Below are 19,632 nucleotides of genomic sequence, written 5' to 3' on the forward strand. Positions count from 1 at the left end.
ATTAAATTCCGAAACCCCTATCTGCATCTGCAGGTAGGGGTTTTGTCTTTAGAGTAGAAGCATCAAGAATTCGCCGGCACGTCGCAATGTACGGGCCAGCACACAGAATTTCTTGACGACCATAGAGCATTGGAACCACCTGATCCCATCCCGAACTCAGCAGTGAAACGATGCATCGCCGATGGTAGTGTGGGGTTTCCCCATGTGAGAGTAGGTCATCGTCAAGATTCAATTCCAGAACCCCTGTCTGCGTTGCAGACAGGGGTTTTGTCTTTTCAGGGGCTAGGGTAGCGGGTTGTTCCTGCCACCCTCTGCACCGGCCAGGCCGGCCCCTGCACACAATGGGCTGCAGGAGCCGACCTTCAGTCTATGCAGTGCGCCGAGTCCGGCCACTGCGCCGCGCCAGCAACTTGCGCCACCAGATATACACCCCTGTCACCGACAGCACCGCGATCACTACCCCCAGCACCGCGATCATCACCTGGCCTGTAGTGCCGAGGATCCTGCCGCCATGTATGGGTAGTTGCAGCCGGTAGAAGCGTTCCCCGAGGGTGCCCTGGCCAGCGATCTCCTGTCCCAGCAGGCGCCCGTCGGTGCCATGGAAGAACAACCACGACTTGCCCTGGGCATCGGTGTCGTGCTGTCCGAAACCGGCGCCATAGAAGTTGTACTCGAAGCTGTAGTACAACTCGCCGATCGGCGCCGTCAGCCCCAGCCGCTGGCCCTCCTGCTGCGCCAGCTGATGGGCTTGATGCCATGTCAGCTGGGTCTGCCCCAGTTCTTCTCTGGGCAGCCTGCCACGGGCCTCATAGACGCTTGGTTCCACCGGCGAGAACAGCGACACTGCCGGCTTGAACACCTGGCTGGGCAGGTTCATCGCCACACTGCTGACGGCCACCGGCAACAGCAGCAGCCACAGCCACAAGCCCCCAGCCCTGTGGATATCCATGTTCAGTCGATACGCATGCCCGCCCTTGATCTTCCAGGCCGTGCTCCATTTGCGCCAGAACGGACGACCACGGGGCAGGGTCAGCAGCAGGGCGATGAAGCAGTCGAGCACCCACAGGATCGCCACCACGCCCATCAGCCACAGCCCCCAGTTGCCCGGCAGGGTCAGGTTGTAGTGCAGCTCGAGGACGAACGGCATGAAGTTCTCCCGCGAGAAACAGCACTCGCCCCAGTAGCGCTGACCCAGCGTCTGGCCGCTGACCGGGTCGAGGTAGAACACCGTGTTTTTCTCGGCATACGGCTTGTCGGTGGCCGGGTCGTTGCGCGGCACCATCGCCAGCAACGCCGAATGGCCGGGCTCGTCGGGGTATTCCATGTACCACACCTGCAGGCGCGGGTGTTCGGCCTGCACCTTGTCCACCAGGTTGCCGGGGTCCTGGCGGGGGCCTTGCGCCGGGGCTTCATAGAACGAAGGGTTCAGCCATTCGTCGATCTCGTGGTTGAACGCCAGCACGCTCCCGGTGAGCCCTGCCAGGGCAAGGAACAGCGCGGTGGCCAGGCCGATATAGCGGTGCAGCAATACGTAGAGGTGGCGCATATAAAAGGATTCCAGATCAGGTCGCCAGATGCGACAAAGCCAGCGCCTGGAATCAGGCACTGGCTTTGCGGCTCACGGGGGTGTGGTCAGAACTGATAGCTGACCGTGGCGCTGACATTGCGCTCTTCACCCATGTAGCAGTAGTTCAGGCTCGCGCACGAGGCGATGTAGCTCTCGTTGGTGAGGTTGTTGGCATTGAGCCGCACATCCACGCCCTTGAGCCCGACCTTGCCCAGGTCGTAGCCAACCGACGCATCGAACAGGGTGTACGACGGTACCTTCATGGTGTTTTCCGCATCCACCCAGCTGTAGCCCACGTAACGCACGCCACCGCCTACGCGCACACCGTCCAGCACCCCCTGGCGGAAGTTGTAGTCCGCCCACAGCGAGGCCATGTGCTTTGGCGCCTGGGTTGGCGAGTTGCCCTTGTTGTCGAGTGTGCTGCCAGCCAGGGTGCTCGGCATCGTCTTGCTGTACTCGATGTCGGTGAAGGTGTAGCTGCCCAGCACCTTGAGGTTTTCGCTCAACTGCATGTGCGCTTCCAGCTCCAGGCCTTGGGAGCGTACCTGCCCGACCGGGTAGTAGAAGTCGTCCTGCGGCTGTTTGGTGGCCAGGTTCTCCTGCTCGATGCGGAACACCGAGGCGGTGAACAGGTTGTCGGTGCCCGGCGGCTGGTACTTGATACCGGCCTCCCACTGGGTGCCTTCGGTCGGTGCCAGCGGGTTGCCGGCGGCATCGGCGTAGGAGTTGGGGTTGAACGACTCCGAATAGCTCAGGTAAGGCGCAATACCGTTGTCGAACAGGTACAGCACGCCCGCGCGGCCGGTGAGCTTGGTGCGGTCATCGCTGATCTTGGTGCCCAGTGGGCGGGTAGGCTCGGCGATACGATTCTCATCCGAGGTCTTCACCCAGTCCTGCCGCAGCCCCAGCGAGAAGCGCCACTTGTCCAGCTCGATCAGGTCCTGGGCGTAGATGCCGGTCTGCTGCAGGCGCCGGGTGTAGCTGGTCGGTGCGTAATAGGTGATCTGCGAATTGCCGTACTGCGGGTTGAACGCATCGATCGACGCCAGGCCGCCGCTGCTCCAGTCCACAACGGTCTTGCGTCGCTGGTAGTCCAGGCCCACCAGTGTGGTGTGCTTGGCCGCGCCGGTGAAGTATTCGGCCTGCAGCATGTTGTCGATGATGTAGGAGTGCAGTTTCTCGTCGGCACCGGTGTAGTAGCGGTTCAGCTTGTTGCTGGTGGGCGACTCGTAGCCCCAGGCGTACACCTGGTCCATCTTCACCGTCGAGTCCAGGTAGCGGAAGTTCTGGCGTGCGGTGAACACGTCGTTGAAGCGATGCTCGAACTGGTAGCCGAACGACTGCTGATTGCGCTCGTAGCTGTCGATGCCCGGCTCGCCCTCGAAGAAGTGCTCCGAGATACGCTGGCCGTTGCGTTTGTGCAGCGCGCCATCGGCGGGCACGCCGGCGTGGTAGCCGCCTTCCGGATCGTTCTGCAGGTAGGCCTGCAAGGTCAGCGAGGTGTCCTCGGTGAAGTCGATGCTCAGGGTCGGCGCCAGCGCATAGCGCTTTTCTTCGTTGTGATCGAACTGGGTGTCGGACTGATGCGTCAGGCCGGTCAGGCGGTAGGCGATACGCTTGTCGTCGTCCAGCGGGCCGCTGAAGTCGAAGCCCACCCCACGCTGGCCCTGGGTGCCGACGGTAGCCTGCACCTGGCGGAAGGTCTCGTACAGTGGCTTCTTGGTGGTCAGTGCCACCAGGCCACCTGGCGAACTGCGGCCATACAGCACCGACGACGGACCTTTGAGAATATCCACGCGCTCGAGGAAGTACGGGTCGATCTGCATGGTGCTGAAGGTGCCGCTGTCACCCATCGACTTCAGGCCGTCGATGTAGATGTTGTCCACCGAGCCATCGTTGAAGCCGCGCATGGCCACATAGTCATAGCGGTGGGTCGCGCCATACGGGTTGGTCAGCACGCCCGGGGTGTAGCGCATGGTCTGCGAGACCGTCTGTGCGCCCTGGTCGTCCATCTGCTGGCGGGTTACCACAGACACCGACTGCGACGTCTCCAGCAGCGCGGTACTGGTCTTGGTCGCGATCTGGCTGTGGGTGGCGTTGTAGCCCTCCATGCTGCCCAGCGCGTTGCCCAGGGCAAAGCCACGCACGTCGGTGGTAGGCAATGCCAGTGCGGCGTCCTGCGGGGCCGCATGCAGCACATAACTGGTGCCATCCTGGCTCACCGCCTCCAGCCCCGTGCCATTGAGCAACTGGCGCAGCGCCTGGTCGGTGGCGTAGCTGCCCTGCAGGCCGGGCGACTGCGCGCCCTGGGTCATCTGCGGGGTGCTCGACAGCGTGATGCCGGCCTGGCGTGCGAACTGGTTCAGCACCTCGTCCAGCGAGCCGGCGGGGATGTTGTACTGCTGGCTGGCGCTGCCCGCAGGTTCGGCCATCACTACCATCGGCACGCTGGCCAGGCCCAGCGCGGTACCGAACAGTGCGGCGCGCACCGCCTTGCCCAGGCGTGAATCTAAGAGAGGTTGAAACTCATTACTGTCAGTGAGCCGCGGCTGGGCCAGGGTATCGCGCATGAAGAGCATCCGTAGGGTCGGTAAGGGCAGAAGGGAGTCGCTTACTGTCCTAGCCGGACGTGCCGACAAAACCCGCCAAAAAAATCAGCGCATCACGCCTGGCGTTCCAGGCGTACCCACCAGCGCGTGCGATAGCTGACATGCACCGGCAGGGTCTGCGGCAGCAGGTGCAGCAGCTTGTCGGTGTCTTCCAGGCGGAACACCCCGGACAGGCGCAGGTTGGCGATATCGTCGGAGCAGCTCAGGTAGCCGTGGCGGTAGCGCGCCACCTCGTCGATGAAGTCCCCCAGGCGCATGTTGCGCGTGACGATCAGGCCATCGGCCCAGGCACCGGGGTCCATGTTTTGCTGCGCCACGGGTGTGGCGCCCTGGGCATTCACCAGAAAGGCTTCGCCAGCAGCCACCCATTGCAGCCCGGCGGGGCCGGGGTGATGGATCGCCACCTTGCCCTGGCTGACCGTGACGCGGGTGCAGTCGCGCTCCTGACGCACCACGAAGCGCCCATCGAAGCCTTCGAGCAGCGCATCGCGGCTCTGCACCAGCAACGGCCGCCCAGCCGGGCCGAGCGGGTGTTCGGCGCAGGTCAGCATCAACTCCCCGTGCTTGAGGCGCACCAGGCGTTGGCGGCTGTCGAAGGCCAGGTCCGCCGCGGTATGGGTATTGAGATTGAGCAGGCTGCCATCGGGCAGGCGGACGCTGCGCCGCTCGCCGGTGGCCGTGGCGAAATCCGAGGTCCACGGGTCGAGCAGGCCAATGTCCTTGCTGACCCAGACCGCTGAGCCAAGCATCACCACGCCGCCCAGCAGCTTCAGGGCCTGGCGCCGGTGCAGCCGCTGCTGGCTGTTCTCCAGGGTCTGCAGGGCGACGACACCGGCGCCCGGCACCGCACGCAGGTTCATTTCCTGCTGCAGGCTGTGCACCCGCTGCCAGGCCAGTTCGTGCTCGTGGCTGGCGCTGCGCCACTGCTCGCACTGGGCCTGCAACTGCGGGCTGGCGCCGTTCTCGCGCACCCGCAGCATCCAGTGAATGGCCTGCTTGACCACGCGCGGGCTAGGGTTCATAGCGCAGCAGGTAGCAGTGATAGAGGGCGTCGGCCACATACCGCTCCACCGAGCGCAGCGAGATACCCATCTGCTCGGCGATCTGCTTGTGGCTCAACCCTTCGCACTGGGCCAGCAGGAACGCGGTGCGCACCTTGGGCCTGAGGCCGTCGAGCAGGCACGCAATGCGTTCCAGCAGCTCCAGCAGCAGCTCGCGGGTCTCCGCTGATGGCACCTCGGCCTCGGGCAGCTGCGCCAGGGCTTCGAGGTAGGCACGCTGCAGCTCTTCGCGGCGCCAGTGATCGATCACCAGCCCCCGTGCGATGGTACGCAGGAATGCGCGTGGTGCATTCAGCTCCAGTTGTTCGCGCCGCTGCAGCAGGCGCACGAAGGTGTCCTGGGCCAGGTCCGCGGCATCGGCCGCATTGCCCAGGCGGCAGCGCAGCCAGGTGTTCAGCCAGCTGTGGTGTTGCTGATAGAGCCTGTGCACAGAGTCGTGGGAGGACATGAAGGCGCGCTGCAACCAAGGTCATAAATGATAATTAGTCTCATTGTTATGGGGCCTTGCGCAATTTGCAACCACTGACCGACCCGGCGGCGCGTTCAGCCCTGCGGCTGGCTGGCCAGGTACTGCCTGATGGCCTGCATGCCCTTGTCCAGGTGCTGGGTCAGAAGCTGTACAGCTTCGTCCACCTGGCCGGCCTGGGCTGCGTCCACCAGCGCGATGTGATCGTCCTGGGTCAGCTTGCCCAGCCCCATCGACGACAGATGAAACCGCAGGAAGCGCGCCTCTTCGCTCAACTCGTTGTCGATCAGGCGCAGCAACTTCTGATTGGGCGCCTTGCGGTACAGGGCCATGTGCAACAGGCGGTTGAGCTGGCCCATCTCGGCGTGCCGGGTCTCGTTCTGCAGTTGCTCGATGTAGCCCCGGGCCAGGGCGATGTCCTCGGCGTCCAGCAGCGGGATCGACTGGCGCAGCGCCTCGCTCTCCAGGATCACCCGTAGCCCGTAGGAGTCCATCGCATCTTCGCTGATCAGCGGGGCCACCACCGCGCCCTTGTGCGCAACCACCTGCAGCAGCGACTGCGCCTCCAGCTGACGCAGGGCCTCGCGCACCGGCATGCGGCTGACCCCGAACAGCGTCGCCAGCTCCTGTTGGCGCAACGCCATGCCGGGTGCCAGGCGCCCGTCGAGGATGGCGCTGCGCAGGCGCTCTTCGATCACGCTGCGCGCCAGGTGAGCAGGCACCTGCTCGTCACCCAGAATGCTCAGGAGTTTGATTTTTTCGGCCACGCTGACTGCCCTGCTAGCAAAGATTGGATCCAATGACCCTAGTGATGACGGTTGCGCCTGTCAAATTCAGGCCGGCGCGGGCCTGCGGGCGTTCGCGGCGGCTATCCTGAATGAAGTCGCAGCGCTTTGGAAGCTTGCCGCCGTGCGCCATTGTCTTTTGCCCGCCCAGCCTGCACCATCGCGATTCCACGATCTGCATGGACCGCCGGCCTTGGCGATACGTTGGGCTTTGCCTCTGACCCCGCGCCGGGCTGGCCTGGCGCTGTTGCTCGGCTGCGTATTGCTGGGCAACCTGCGCGCGGACTGGGACTTTTCCCAGATCAGCCGCAAGGCCCAGGCCCTGTACGGCCCCCTTGGTGCCGGCCAGCAGCGTATCGATGCCTGGCAGCAATTGCTTGCCACCCAGCGCCAGGGCAGCGAAGCCGAGCGCCTGCAGGTGGTCAACCAGTTCTTCAATCGCCAGTTGCGCTACGTCGAAGACCCCGAACTGTGGCAGCAGGCCGACTACTGGTCCACCCCGGTCCAGTCACTGATCAAGGGCGCCGGCGACTGCGAAGACTACGCCATCGCCAAGTATTTCAGCCTGCGCCGCCTGGGTATCCCCAGCGAGAAACTGCGCATTACCTACGTCAAGGCGCTGCGCCAGAATCGCGCGCACATGGTCCTGACCTACTATTCCACTCCAGAGGCGATGCCGCTGGTGCTCGACAGCCTGATCGACACCATCGAGCCGGCCAGCCAGCGCACCGACCTGCTGCCGGTGTATGCCTTCAATGGCGAGGGCCTGTGGCTGACCGGGGCGGGTGGCAATCGCAAGGTCGGCGACAGCAAGCGCCTGTCGCGCTGGCAGGATCTGTTGAAGAAGATGCAGGCCGAGGGGTTTCCCACCGAGCCGGCTTACTGAGGATTGCGGATGTCACTGTTCAAGCAATTGTTGCTCGCCATCTGCCTGTTTCTGGTGGTCGCCTTCAGCGGCAGCTTCATGGTCGGCCTGGAAAGCTCGCGCAGCCAGTACGTCAATCAGCTGCGCGCGCATGCGCAGGACGCCGCCACCGCGCTGGCGCTGTCGCTCACGCCGAACATCGACGACCCGGCAATGGTCGAGCTGATGGTCAGCTCCATCTTCGACAGCGGCTACTACGCCAGCATCCGCGTGATCGACCTGGGCCCCAATGCCCTGCTGGTGGAGCGTCACGCCGAGCCGGACAGCAGCGGTGTGCCGGCCTGGTTCATCCGCCTGATCAACCTGGAGCCGGCCGGCGGCGATGCCATCGTCAGCCGCGGCTGGCAGCAGGCGGCGCGGGTCGAGGTGGTCAGCCACCCGATGTTCGCCCTGGCCAAGCTGTGGCGCAGCGCGCTCGGCAGCCTGGCCTGGCTGCTGGCCTGCGGGGTGGTCAGTGCACTGCTGGGGGCGCTGCTGCTGCGCCGTCAGCTGCGACCGCTGGACTACCTGGTGGCGCAGTCCCAGGCCATTGCGCGTCGCGAGTTCCTCAGTGCTCCGCGCCTGCCGCGCACCCCGGAGCTGCGCCGGGTGGTGCAGGCCATGAACCAGATGGTCGAGAAACTCAAGGCGCTGTTTCTCGAGGAGGCCCAGCGCAGTGAAGCCCTGCGCGCCGAGGCCTGGCAGGACAGCCTGACCGGCCTGGGCAACCGGCGCTTCTTCGAGATGCAGCTGTCTGCCCGGCTCAGCGCCCAGGACGATAGCCCCGGCTACCTGACGCTGGTGCACGTGCAGGACCTGGCCGGGCTCAACCTGCGCCTGGGCGGCCAGCGCACCGATGCCCTGCTGCAGGCTCTTGCGCAGCAGGTGCAGCGGGTGTGCGCGCACTATCCCAAAACCCTCGACCTGATCGCCCGTAGCCGTGGCGGCGAGTTCGCCGTGCTGGCACCGGGGCTGGTGCATGACGAGGCCGTGCACCTGGCCCAGGAACTGGAGCAGACCCTGCACAGCCTGTACAACACCGGTGCTTCCGACCGTAACCCGGTGGCCTGGATCGGCCTGGCCCCCTACAGCCCGGGCGACGCCCCGCAGGCCCTGCTCGAGCGCTGCGACGAAGCCCTGGCCCAGGCGCAGAGCCAGCAGCTGCCGACGTGGGTCTGCCTGCCCGCGCACGCCCCGGCGCTGCTGGACCACGACTGGCATGCCCTGCTGCAGCACGCCCTCGACCAGCGCCGTTTCGAGCTGTTCTTCCAGCCGGTGGTGGCGACGCACGAGCTGGGCCGCGTATTGCAGTACAAGGTGCTGTCGCGCCTGCCCGACGGGCATGGGCAAACCCTGCCCGCCGGGCGCTTCCTGCCCTGGCTCGAGCGTTTCGGCTGGTCGATCCGGCATGACCTGCTGATGCTCGAACAGGTGCTGGCCCACCTGCAGCGCCATGACCAGGCGCTGGCGCTGAACCTGTCGGCGGCCACCCTGGCCGACCCCCAGGCGTTGCAGGCGGTGTACGGGCTGCTGGGGCGTCATGCGGCGCTGGGCCCGCGCCTGACCCTGGAGATCGGCGAAGAGCAGTTGCCCGACCAGGCCGCGCTCGAGCAGCTGGCACGGCAACTGGGCGCGTTGGGCTTCAAGCTGAGCCTGCAGCACTTTGGCGGGCGCTTCAGCATGATCGGCAACCTGGCGCACCTGGGCCTGGCGTACCTCAAGGTCGACGGCAGCTTCATCCGCGCCATCGATCAGGAGCCGCACAAGCGCCTGTTCATCGAGGCGATCCAGCGCGCAGCGCACAGCATCGACCTGCCATTGATTGCCGAGCGGGTGGAAACCGAAGGCGAACTGGAGGTGCTGCGCGACATGGGGATTTTCGGGGTGCAGGGGCGCTTGATCGGCGAGCCCCGGCCCTGGGCGCCGTAGTGGCTTCTTCGCCGGCCAGGCCGGCGCCTGCAGGCGGCGGTGAACCCCGCAGGCGCCGACGTGGCCGGCGAAGCTGCTAGATCAACGGCCGCTCCTCATCGATCAGCTTGTTCAACCCCCCCATGGTCTGGCGCGCGCTCGAACGGCTGAGCAGCTTGGCCTGTGCGCTCGCCGGCAGGTCGGTGATGCTGATCACGCCCTTGCTGGTCAGTACCTCGATCAAGTCCTCCAGCACCCGGATCATGTCCAGGTCGCTCTGCTGCAGCTTCTTGGCAAACCAGGCCTGAGCCTCCGGCGAATCGTTGGGCAGCGCTTCGTTCTCCTCGGCAAAGGGCGTCGACTCCAACCGCACGATCTGCCCACGGGTGTCGCGTTGCACATAGAACATGGCTTTTCCCCCTGATGACATCTGCTTGATGGCCTCAGCAGCATAGGCCACGCGAGGCGGACAACCCTCTCTATGCTTATTCTCTAAAGGTATTTAAATTATTTTTCTTATGCATTTATATTTATTTCCACGCGCAGTTACCGACCCGACACGTGGGAGTGAAAAGATATGTCAGCGGCCCCTGGCGCCTTGTCGTACACCGACAGCGCCCAACCCCAAGCCTTCGAGATTCGTCCGTTTGCCGGTGCCGTGGGCGCCGAGATCATCGGCCTGGACCTGAGCCGTCCGGTCAACGCTGGCGATTTTGCGCGCATCCACCGCGCGCACCTGGACCACCATGTGGTGGTGTTCCGCGACCAGCGCATCACCCCCCAGCAGCAGATCGACTTCAGCCGCCGTTTCGGCGTGTTGCAGATCCACGTGCTCAAGCAGTTCCTGCTCGGCGGCCACCCCGAGATCCTGATCGTCTCCAACATCATCGAGAACGGCCAGAACATCGGCCTGGGCGATGCCGGCAAGTTCTGGCACTCGGACCTCTCCTACAAGGAACTGCCCAGCCTGGGCTCGATGCTGCATGCCCAGGAACTGCCCAGCGAGGGCGGCGATACCCTGTTCGCCGACATGCACAAGGCCTGGGACCAGTTGCCCGCCCACCTGCGCGCCGCCGTCGAAGGCCGCAGCGCCGCGCACTCCTACACCGCGCGCTACAGCGAAACCAAGTTCGAAGGCAACTGGCGCCCCACGCTCACCGCCGAGCAACTGGCCCAGGTGCAGGAAGTGATCCACCCGGTGGTGCGTACCCACCCGGAAAACGGGCGCAAGGCGCTGTTCGTCAGCGAGGGCTTCACCACCCGCATCGTCGGCCTGCCCGAGGACGAAAGCCGCCAGATCCTGGCCGAGCTGTACGCCCACAGCGTGCTCGAACACAACATCTACCGCCACCAGTGGCAACCCCACGACCTGGTGTTCTGGGACAACCGCTCGCTGATCCACCTGGCCGCCGGCTGCCCCGCGCACCTGCGCCGCAAGCTGTACCGCACCACCATCCAGGGCGACGCCCCGTTCTGACCCGTCTTCAGGAGTACCGCATGCGCAACTCAATCAGCCGCCTGGCGGCCAGCATCGGCCTGGGCGTCAGCCTGCTCGCCGGCAGCCTTGTCGCCCCCGCCACGGCCCAGGCCGAAGGTGAAATCCGCATCGCCGAACAGTTCGGCATCGTCTACCTGCTGCTCAACGTGGTGCGCGACCAGCACCTGATCGAGAAGCACGGCAAGGCCCAGGGCATCGACATCAAGGTCGACTGGACCCAGCTCTCGGGCGGCGCCGCGATCAACGACGCGCTGCTGTCCGGCTCGGTGGACATCGCCGGTGCCGGCGTCGGCCCGCTGCTGACCATCTGGGACCGCACCTACGGCCGCCAGAACGTCAAGGCCGTGGCCTCGCTGGGCAACTTCCCGTACTACCTGGTCAGCAGCAACCCCAACGTCAAGACCATCGCCGACTTCACCGAAAAGGACCGCATCGCCCTGCCGGCGGTTGGCGTCTCGGTGCAGTCGCGCTTCCTGCAGTACGCCGCCGCCCAGCAGTGGGGCGACAAGGACTACGCGCGCCTGGACAAGTACACCCTGGCGGTCCCGCACCCCGACGCCACCGCCGCGCTGCTGGCCGGCGGCACCGAGCTCAATGCGCACTTCTCCAACCCGCCGTTCCAGGACCAGGCGCTGGCCAACAAGAGCGTGCACGTGGTGCTCGACACCTACGACCTGCTCGGGCCCAACTCGCCCACCGTGCTGTTCGCCACCGAAAAATTCCGCAACGACAACCCCAAAACCTACCAGGCCTTCGTCGACGCCCTGGCCGAGGCGGCCGACTTCGCCCAGCACGACAAGGGCGCGGCGGCCGATACCTACATTCGCGTGACCAAGGCCAAGATCGACCGCGAGGCATTGCTCAAGATCATCGACAACCCGCAATACGAATTCAGCGTCACGCCGAAGAACACCTACAAGCTGGCCGACTTCATGTACCGCATCGGCGCGATCAAGCACAAACCCGAATCGTGGAAGGACTACTTCTTCCAGGACGCCAAGCCACTGCAGGGGAGCTGAGCGCATGACCGCCCGCTTGCCAGGCCACACGGCCAGCAACCTGAGCCCCGTGAGCGCACCGGCGCTGCTGCAGGTGGACAACCTCAGCCTCGAATACCGCACCGCCCAGCGCGTGGTGCGGGCCACCCACCAGGTCAGCTTCGAAGTGGACAAGGCTGACCGTTTCGTCCTGCTCGGCCCCTCAGGTTGCGGCAAGTCGACCTTGCTCAAGGCCGTGGCCGGCTTCATCGAGCCCCGTGAGGGCGCGATCCGCCTGCAGGGCCAGCCGGTGCACGGGCCGGGCCCGGACCGCATCGTGGTGTTCCAGGAGTTCGACCAGCTGCCGCCGTGGAAAACCGTCAGGCAGAACGTGATGTTCCCGCTGCTGGCCTCCGGCACGCTCAAGCGCGCCGAGGCCGAACAGCGCGCCCTGCATTACCTGGACAAGGTCGGCCTGGCGGCATTTGCCGATGCATACCCGCACACCCTCTCCGGCGGCATGAAGGCGCGCGTGGCCATCGCCCGGGCGCTGGCCATGCAGCCCAAGATCCTGCTCATGGACGAACCCTTTGCCGCCCTCGACGCGTTGACCCGGCGCAAGATGCAGGAAGAACTGCTGCTGTTGTGGGAGGAGGTGCGCTTCACCCTGCTGTTCGTCACCCACTCCATCGAGGAGGCGCTGGTGGTGGGCAACCGCATCCTGCTGTTGTCGCCGCACCCGGGGCGCGTGCGCGCCGAGATCCACAGTCACCAGTACGACCTGCACAGCCTGGGCGCTGCTGACTTCCAGGCCAGCGCGCGGCGCATCCATCGTCTGCTGTTCGACGATGATGCCGCCGCCGAGCAGGACGCCGCCCTGGATTTCACCGACATCCGCATCGCCTACTGACCGGGAGCCCCACCGATGACCACCTCTGCACCGGCTCCGCGTCAGGAGTACGAAGTCACCCTTGAACCCCTGCTCAGCGTACCGCTGGAACGCGAGCTGCCCCTGGGCCAGCGCCTGTGGCAACAGGGCTGGCTGCGCAAGAGCCTGATCCTGATCCTGCTGGCGTTGGCCTGGGAAGCCGTGGCGCGCTATCAGGGCAACGACCTGTTGCTGCCCAGCTTCCTGCAAACCGCCGCGGCGCTTTACGACGGCCTGCTCAGCGGCGAACTGCCGGCCAAGGTCGGGGTGTCGCTGGTGGTGCTGCTCAAGGGCTACCTGCTGGGCATCGTGCTGGCCTTCGGGCTCACCAGCCTGGCCGTGTCGACCCAGATCGGCCGCGACCTGCTCAGCAGCCTGACCTCGATGTTCAACCCGCTGCCGGCCATTGCCCTGCTGCCGCTGGCGCTGCTGTGGTTCGGCCTGGGCGACAACAGCCTGATCTTCGTGCTGGTGCACTCGGTGCTGTGGGCGCTGGCGCTCAACACCTATGCCGGCTTCATGGGTGTGTCCGAAACCCTGCGCATGGCCGGGCGCAACTACGGGCTGCGCGGCTTGCGTCTGGTGGTGCACATCCTGATTCCGGCGGCGCTGCCGTCGATCCTGTCGGGGCTCAAGATCGGCTGGGCGTTCGCCTGGCGCACCCTGATCGCCGCCGAACTGGTGTTCGGTGCCACCAGCGGCAAGGGCGGGCTGGGCTGGTACATCTTCCAGAACCGCAACGAGCTGTACACCGACAAGGTGTTCGCCGGCCTGGCCGTGGTGATCCTCATCGGCCTGCTGGTCGAGAGCCTGGTGTTCAATACCCTCGAGCGCGTCACAGTACGGCGCTGGGGCATGCAGCGCTGAGCGCATCGGGGCGACAAAAGTGCGCGTCCTTGTCTAGGCTTGCCTCACAGGGTGGCATGGGCCACCCACCGGTCAGTCAGGGATGAACCGTTGTCTGCTGCCAGCACCATCTACCCACTGCTCGCGCGGCTGTTGCCCAGGGCGATCGCCCCCGATCCGGGCGGGCAGACCCAGCGCCACACGGCCGGCATCGGCATGCCGGCCCAGCGTGCGGTGCTCGGCAGGGGCTTCTGCCTGGTCAACCGCCTGGACGAAGCCGTCGACCTGCAGGTGGTGTATGCCGACCTGCGCCAGCAGGCGCTGGATGGCAGCGTGGTGGCGCTCAACGACCTCGGCTGGGTATGGCTCAACGGCAAGTACTGGCGTGCCGAACCGGCCCTGGCCGGGCGCCTGCTGCGCATGGCGGCGCTGCAGGGCAGTGCGGTGGCCTGGTACAACCTGGGCCAGCAGCACTATTTCGGCAAGGGCGTGACCATCGCCTACGCCAGCGCCGCCGAGTGCTACCGGCAGGCCTTCGAGCGCGGCCTGGACGAAGCCGCCGCGGCGCTGGGCGACCTCTACGAAGAAGAGATCTGCGATACCCACCTGCAAACCTGGCAGGTCGATCCGCAGCGCGCCTACGACTGGTTCATGCAGGGCGCCCAGCGCGGCGATGGGCGCTGCCGGTTCGAGATCGGCTACCGCCTCCTGCATGGCCAGCAGGTGCGGGCCGATGCCAGGCTCGCCGTGTACTGGCTGGAGCTGGCGGCCGCAGCGGGGGTGATGCCGGCGGCCGAGGAACTGGCCATGCATTTCAGCGTGGCCGGCAACCCCATGCGCTATCTGTTCTGGCGTGACCGGGCGATCAGCCTGGGCAGCCCGCGGGCGCTGACCCTGAAACACGAAGACCAGTACCGGCGCTGACCTCGGCCGACGGATGCCGCATTGCCGCTATTGACGTCCGGGGCGTTGATCGAAGAATATTGATAGTTAGCAAACTATGAATCTCGACACCTTGCCCATGAATCTTGATGCACTGCAACTGAACATCAGCAGCGGCATGGTCGCGGCCAGCCGTCACTGGCGGCGCATCTGCCAGGCCACGCTGGTCGGCTACGGCATCTCCGAAGCCTGTGCGGTACCACTGCTGATGATCGTGCGCCTGGGCGATGGCGTGCACCAGGTGGCGGTGGCCCAGGCCGCAGGGCTTGAAAGCCCGTCGCTGGTGCGCCTGCTCGACCAGCTGTGCAGCGCCGGTTTCGTATGCCGCAGCGAAGCCCCCGGTGACCGCCGCGCCAAGGCCCTGAGCCTGACCCCGCGCGGGCGCGAGCTGGCCGAGGCGATCGAGGCCGAGCTGGTGCGCCTGCGCCGCCAGGTGCTGCACGACATCCCGCCCGCCGACCTCGAAGCGGCGCTGCGTGTGGTGCGCGCCTTCGAAGACGCCGCGCAGCGCTCGTCGGGCGTGCCTTCATGAAGGACTTCTTCAGCTCCATGCCGCCGGCGCGGGACTGGTTCTACGGCGTGCGCACCTTCGCCGCGTCGATGATCGCCCTGTACATCGCCCTGCTCATGCAACTGCCGCGCCCCTACTGGGCGATGGCCACGGTCTACATCGTCTCCAGCCCGTTCGTCGGGCCCACCAGCTCCAAGGCCCTGTACCGAGCCCTGGGTACACTGCTGGGCGCGGCGGGGGCGGTGTTCCTGGTGCCGCTGCTGGTTCAGACCCCGGTGCTGCTCACCTGCGCCATCGCCCTGTGGACCGGCACCCTGCTGTTTCTCTCGCTGCACCTGCGCACCGCCAACAGCTACGCGCTGATGCTGGCCGGCTACACCCTGCCGATGATCGCCCTGCCGGTGGTGGACAACCCGCTGGCGGTGTTCGACATCGCCTCCTCGCGGGCCCAGGAAATCTGCCTGGGCATCGTCTGCGCGGCGGTGGTCGGGGCGATCTTCTGGCCGCGCCGGCTCACCCCGGTGGTGGTCGGCGCCACCGGCAACTGGTTCGCCGAGGCGATCCGCTACTGCGACACCTTTCTCGCCCGCCAGGCCACGCCCGAAACCGTGGGCGGGCTGCGCGCCTCGATGGTCACCACCTTCAACTCGCTGGAGATGATGATCGGCCAGCTGTCCCACGAGGGCGCGCGGCCGCAGACGGTCAAGAATGCCCGCGAGCTGCGCGGGCGCATGATCCACCTGTTCCCGGTGATCGACGCCCTCGACGACGCGCTGCTGGCCCTCGAAGGCCGCGCCCCGGCCCAGGCGGCGCAACTGCAAGGCTTGCTGGAGCAGGCCCGCAGCTGGTTGCAGGCCAGCGCCGAAGACGCCTCGGTGGCGCGCTGGACGGCCCTGCGCGAGCAGCTCGAACGCCTGCAACCGAGTGTCGCCGCCCTCGACGAGCGCCCCGGCCTGCTGCTGTCCAATGCCCTCTACCGGCTGGGCGAATGGATCGACCTGTGGCAGGACTGCTGCAGCCTGCAGCACGCCATCCGCGACGAAGACCTGTCGCCCTGGCGCGCGGTGTACCGGCACTGGCGCCTGGGCCGCCTGACGCCGTTCTTCGACCGTGGGCTGATGCTCTACTCGGTGTTCTCCACCTTCACCGCGATCCTCGCCGCCACCGCGCTGTGGATACTGCTCGGCTGGCCCGACGGCGCCAGCGCCGTGATCCTCGCGGCGGTGGCGTGCAGTTTCTTCGCGGCCATGGACGATCCCGCGCCGCAGATCTACCGGTTCTTCTTCTGGACCACCCTGTCGGTGGTGTTCGCCAGCCTCTACCTGTTCCTGGTGCTGCCCAACCTGCATGACTTCCCGATGCTGGTACTGGCGTTCGCCGTGCCGTTCATCTGCGTCGGCACCCTCACGGTGCAGCCGCGCTTCTACCTGGGCACCTTGCTCACCATCGTCAACACCGCCTCGTTCATCAGCATCCAGGGCGCCTACGACGCGGACTTCCTGACCTTTGCCAACGCCAACCTGGCCGGCCCGGTGGGGTTGCTGTTCGCCTTCATCTGGACCCTGGTGGTGCGCCCGTTCGGCGTGGAGCTGGCGGCCAAGCGCCTGACCCGCTTCAGCTGGCACGACATCGTCGGCATGACCCGCCCGGCCAGCCTGGCCGAACACCGGCGCCTCGGCGTGCAGATGCTCGACCGCCTGATGCAGCACCTGCCGCGCCTGACCCAGACCGGCCAGGACACCAACAGCGCGCTGCGCGACCTGCGCGTGGGGCTCAACCTGCTCGACCTGCTGGCCTACATGCCACGGGCCACGCCGCCGGCACAGGCGGCGCTGGCGCAGGTGATCGCTGAGGTGGGTGCGCACTTTCAGGCGTGCCTCAAGGCCCGCCGCCGCCTGCATGCGCCGGCCGACCTGCTGCGCAGCATGGAGCGTGCGCGGCATGCCCTGAACCTTGAGGCCATGGCCGACTGCGGGGAAACCCGCGTGCACCTGCTGCATGCCCTGAGCGGCCTGCGCCTGGCGCTGCTGCCGGGGGTGGAGGTGGTGCTGGAACCGTCCGACGATCAACCGCAACTGCCCTACGGCATCGATGGAGCCCCCCTGTGATCGGTGAACTGGATATCAGCGGGGTATTTCTGCCCACGCTGCTGGTGATGATGGTGTTCACCTATGTGCTGTTCCTGGGGGTGCACGCGGTACTCACGCGCCTGCACTTCTACCGCCTGGTCTGGCACCGGGCGCTGTTCAACGTTGCTCTCTACGCCGTGCTGCTGGGCACGGTCGACCACTTTTGCCGAAGCCTGATGCTGCCATGAAAAAACCCTTACTGACCCTGGGCCGCGTGGTCCTGACCCTGCTGGTGGTATCGCTGGCAACCGTGCTGGTGTGGCAGATGGTGCTGTACTACATGTTCGCCCCCTGGACCCGCGACGGCCACATCCGCGCCGACGTGATCCAGATCGCCCCCGATGTGTCCGGGCTGATCCAGCAGGTGTCGGTACGCGACAACCAGGTGGTCAAGCGCGGCGACGTGCTGTTCAGCATCGACCAGGACCGCTTCCACCTGGCCCTGCGCCAGGCCCAGGCGACCCTGGCCGAACGCCGTGAAACCCTGGCCCAGGCGCAGCGCGAGGCGCGCCGCAACCGTGGCCTGGGCAACCTGGTGGCGCAGGAGCAGCTCGAAGAAAGCCAGTCGCGCCAGGCCCGCGCGCAATCGGCCCTGGCCGAGGCGCAGGTGGCGGTGGACGCGGCGCAGCTGAACCTCGACCGCTCGCTGGTACGCAGCCCGGTCGACGGCTACCTCAACGACCGCGCCCCGCGCGCCCACGAGTTCGTCAGCGCCGGGCGCCCGGTGCTGTCGGTGGTCGACAGCAACTCCTACCACGTCGATGGCTATTTCGAAGAGACCAAGCTGGGCGGCATCCATATCGGCCAGGCCGTGGATATCCGCGTGATGGGCGACGACGCGCGCCTGCGCGGTCGCGTGCAGAGCATCGCCGCAGGCATCGAGGACCGTGACCGCAGCAGTGGCGCCAACCTGCTGCCCAACGTCAACCCGGCCTTCAGCTGGGTGCGCCTGGCACAGCGCATACCGGTGCGCATCGCATTCGACGAGGTGCCGGAAAACTTTCGCATGATCGCCGGGCGTACTGCCACGGTGTCGATCATCGAGGATGCCGCCCGATGAAACGCTTTGCGCTGCTGGGCGCAGGGTTGCTGCTGTCGGCCTGCCAGATGGTCGGGCCCGACTACAGCGTGCCCAAGGAGGCGGCGGTCAATCGCGGCGACCTGCAGGGCGCGCTGCGCAGCGACGCCGACAGCGTGGTCTCGGCGCCGGTGCCCGCCAACTGGTGGCACCTCTACCAGGACCCGCGCCTCGACGCGCTGGTCAACCAGGCGCTGGCCGCCAACACCGAACTGCGCGTGGCCGCGGCGAACATCGCGCGGGCGCGGGCACAGGTCGAGGAGGCCGAGGCCCAGGGCGGGTTCAATGGCGGGGTCAAGCTGGGTGCGCAGCGCCTGCAGGAGTCCGGCGAAGCCTTTCTGCAACCCGACAAGGTGCCGGTGGCCAACATCGGCGAGGCGATCCTCAGCGCCTCGTACCAGTTCGACCTGTGGGGCACGCTCAAGCGCGGCGTCGAGGCCGCCCAGGCCCACGCCGACGCCACCCAGGCTGCCGCCGACACCGCCCGCATCACCCTGGTGGCGGATGTGGTGCGGGCCTACACCCAGGTGTGCGCGGCCAACGAGGAATACCACATCGCACGGGCCTCGCTGGACCTGCAGGAGCAGAGCGTGACCCTCACCCAGCGCCTGCGCGATGCCGGGCGCGGTGACGAAACCCAGGTGACGCGCACCGAGACCCAGTTCAAGTCGCTGCGCGCCGAACTGCCGCGTTACCAGGCCATGCGCGAGGCGGGCCTGTACACCTTGTCGATGCTGCTGGCCAAGCCGGTCGAGCAACTGCCGGCGGGTACCGCGCACTGCGCCGAGCTGCCGCACATCGCGCAACGTGTGCCGGTGGGCGATGGCGCCGCGCTGCTCAAGCGCCGCCCCGACATCCGCCAGGCCGAACGCAGCCTGGCGGCGGCCACTGCCGGCATCGGCGTGGCCACCGGGCAGCTGTACCCGGACATCAGCATCGGCGCGCAGGTGGGCACCATCGGCATCCTCGAGAACCTGGGCAAGCCGGCGACCAACCGCTGGGGCTTTGGTCCGCTGCTGACCTGGACCGTGCCCACCAATGGTTCGCGGGCACGCATTCGCCAGGCCGAGGCCTCGACCCAGGCGGCGCTGGCGCATTTCGACGGGGTGGTGCTCAACGCCATCCGCGAGACCCAGACCAGCCTGGCGCAGTACAGCGCGCTGCTTGACCGGCGCGACGCGCTGGCCGAGGCCGAGCGCTCGGCGCAACTGGCGGCCGACCAGACCCACCGGTTCTTCAAGGCCGGGCGTGAATCGTTCCTGGCCGACCTGCAGGCCACGCGCACCTACACCGACATGCGTGCGCAGCTGGCGGCGGCCAATACCCAGGTCGCGATGGGGCAGATCGGCTTGTTCCTGGCGCTGGGCGGCGGCTGGTAGCAACCGCTATCTTGCAAGGCCATTCTGGCCCGCTCCCACATGGG

General features: G+C 66.5%; 18 protein-coding genes and 1 rRNA gene. 13 read left to right on the forward strand and 6 right to left on the reverse strand.

What is annotated here, in order from left to right; all coding sequences use genetic code 11:
- Positions 1-111: 111 nt before the first annotated feature.
- Positions 112-227, forward strand: a 5S ribosomal RNA gene (rrf, locus tag NP552_RS06765).
- Between the two features lie 140 nt (positions 228-367).
- Here the strand turns inward: rrf and NP552_RS06770 are convergent.
- The 5 genes from NP552_RS06770 to NP552_RS06790 all read right to left on the reverse strand — a co-directional run bounded on the left by NP552_RS06770 (position 368) and on the right by NP552_RS06790 (position 6,470).
- Positions 368-1,546, reverse strand: a complete 1,179-nt coding sequence (locus tag NP552_RS06770; protein ID WP_088513908.1) for a PepSY-associated TM helix domain-containing protein — start codon at positions 1,544-1,546, stop codon at positions 368-370.
- 86 nt (positions 1,547-1,632) lie between these two features.
- Positions 1,633-4,137 carry a TonB-dependent siderophore receptor gene (locus tag NP552_RS06775; protein ID WP_054915877.1) on the reverse strand — a complete coding sequence of 835 codons (2,505 nt, stop codon included), beginning with the start codon at positions 4,135-4,137 and terminating at the stop codon, positions 1,633-1,635.
- A 92-nt stretch (positions 4,138-4,229) separates the two neighbouring features.
- Complete coding sequence (locus NP552_RS06780) at positions 4,230-5,198, reverse strand: FecR domain-containing protein (protein ID WP_078481725.1); 969 nt, start codon at positions 5,196-5,198, stop codon at positions 4,230-4,232.
- Complete coding sequence (locus NP552_RS06785) at positions 5,188-5,685, reverse strand: sigma-70 family RNA polymerase sigma factor (RefSeq protein ID WP_054915945.1); 498 nt, start codon at positions 5,683-5,685, stop codon at positions 5,188-5,190. Before NP552_RS06785 ends, NP552_RS06780 begins: the two co-directional genes overlap by 11 nt.
- Before the next feature lie 95 nt (positions 5,686-5,780).
- Positions 5,781-6,470 (reverse strand): GntR family transcriptional regulator, encoded by a 690-nt coding sequence (locus NP552_RS06790; RefSeq protein WP_043861332.1) that lies wholly within the window; start codon positions 6,468-6,470, stop codon positions 5,781-5,783.
- A 211-nt stretch (positions 6,471-6,681) separates the two neighbouring features.
- On the opposite strand from NP552_RS06790, the gene lapG reads away from it, so the two are divergent.
- Positions 6,682-7,374, forward strand: a complete 693-nt coding sequence (gene lapG, locus NP552_RS06795) for a cysteine protease LapG (protein ID WP_274096582.1) — start codon at positions 6,682-6,684, stop codon at positions 7,372-7,374.
- Positions 7,375-7,383: 9 nt separating this feature from the next.
- Entirely contained in the window at positions 7,384-9,321 is a 1,938-nt protein-coding gene (lapD, locus tag NP552_RS06800; protein WP_274096583.1) for a cyclic di-GMP receptor LapD, read from the forward strand.
- 76 nt (positions 9,322-9,397) lie between these two features.
- On the opposite strand, the gene NP552_RS06805 is transcribed toward lapD, so the two are convergent.
- The gene (locus NP552_RS06805) at positions 9,398-9,709 is read right to left on the reverse strand and encodes a hypothetical protein (RefSeq protein WP_043861329.1); all 312 of its coding nucleotides are present in this window, start codon (positions 9,707-9,709) and stop codon (positions 9,398-9,400) included.
- A 168-nt stretch (positions 9,710-9,877) separates the two neighbouring features.
- Here NP552_RS06805 and NP552_RS06810 point away from each other — a divergent pair, with 168 nt between their 5' ends.
- From NP552_RS06810 to NP552_RS06855, 10 genes are all read left to right on the forward strand, one after another.
- Positions 9,878-10,777 (forward strand): TauD/TfdA dioxygenase family protein, encoded by a 900-nt coding sequence (locus NP552_RS06810; RefSeq protein ID WP_043861328.1) that lies wholly within the window; start codon positions 9,878-9,880, stop codon positions 10,775-10,777.
- Between the two features lie 20 nt (positions 10,778-10,797).
- Entirely contained in the window at positions 10,798-11,817 is a 1,020-nt protein-coding gene (locus tag NP552_RS06815) for an ABC transporter substrate-binding protein (RefSeq protein WP_043861327.1), read from the forward strand.
- 4 nt (positions 11,818-11,821) lie between these two features.
- On the forward strand, positions 11,822-12,685 hold the full coding sequence (locus NP552_RS06820; RefSeq protein WP_043861326.1) for an ABC transporter ATP-binding protein: 864 nt from the start codon (positions 11,822-11,824) through the stop codon (positions 12,683-12,685).
- Positions 12,686-12,700: 15 nt separating this feature from the next.
- Positions 12,701-13,570: an ABC transporter permease gene (locus NP552_RS06825; RefSeq protein ID WP_054915880.1), complete on the forward strand. Its 870-nt coding sequence runs from the start codon at positions 12,701-12,703 to the stop codon at positions 13,568-13,570.
- 90 nt (positions 13,571-13,660) lie between these two features.
- Positions 13,661-14,473, forward strand: coding sequence for a tetratricopeptide repeat protein (locus NP552_RS06830; RefSeq protein ID WP_274096584.1), 813 nt, complete (start codon positions 13,661-13,663; stop codon positions 14,471-14,473).
- A gap of 97 nt (positions 14,474-14,570) precedes the next feature.
- A complete protein-coding gene (locus NP552_RS06835) occupies positions 14,571-15,023 on the forward strand; it encodes a MarR family winged helix-turn-helix transcriptional regulator (RefSeq protein ID WP_274096585.1) in 453 nt (150 codons plus the stop codon).
- Positions 15,020-17,110, forward strand: coding sequence for an FUSC family protein (locus tag NP552_RS06840; protein WP_088513901.1), 2,091 nt, complete (start codon positions 15,020-15,022; stop codon positions 17,108-17,110). Before NP552_RS06835 ends, NP552_RS06840 begins: the two co-directional genes overlap by 4 nt.
- A complete protein-coding gene (locus NP552_RS06845; RefSeq protein ID WP_043861322.1) occupies positions 17,107-17,319 on the forward strand; it encodes a DUF1656 domain-containing protein in 213 nt (70 codons plus the stop codon). Before NP552_RS06840 ends, NP552_RS06845 begins: the two co-directional genes overlap by 4 nt.
- Positions 17,316-18,191, forward strand: a complete 876-nt coding sequence (locus NP552_RS06850; RefSeq protein WP_274096586.1) for an efflux RND transporter periplasmic adaptor subunit — start codon at positions 17,316-17,318, stop codon at positions 18,189-18,191. Before NP552_RS06845 ends, NP552_RS06850 begins: the two co-directional genes overlap by 4 nt.
- Complete coding sequence (locus tag NP552_RS06855) at positions 18,188-19,588, forward strand: efflux transporter outer membrane subunit (RefSeq protein ID WP_043861320.1); 1,401 nt, start codon at positions 18,188-18,190, stop codon at positions 19,586-19,588. The genes NP552_RS06850 and NP552_RS06855 overlap by 4 nt, the downstream gene beginning before the upstream one ends.
- Positions 19,589-19,632 lie beyond the last annotated feature (44 nt).

It is taken from the genome of Pseudomonas sp. 8209, assembly GCF_028682105.1.
Taxonomy (GTDB): Bacteria; Pseudomonadota; Gammaproteobacteria; order Pseudomonadales; family Pseudomonadaceae; genus Aquipseudomonas; species Aquipseudomonas palmensis.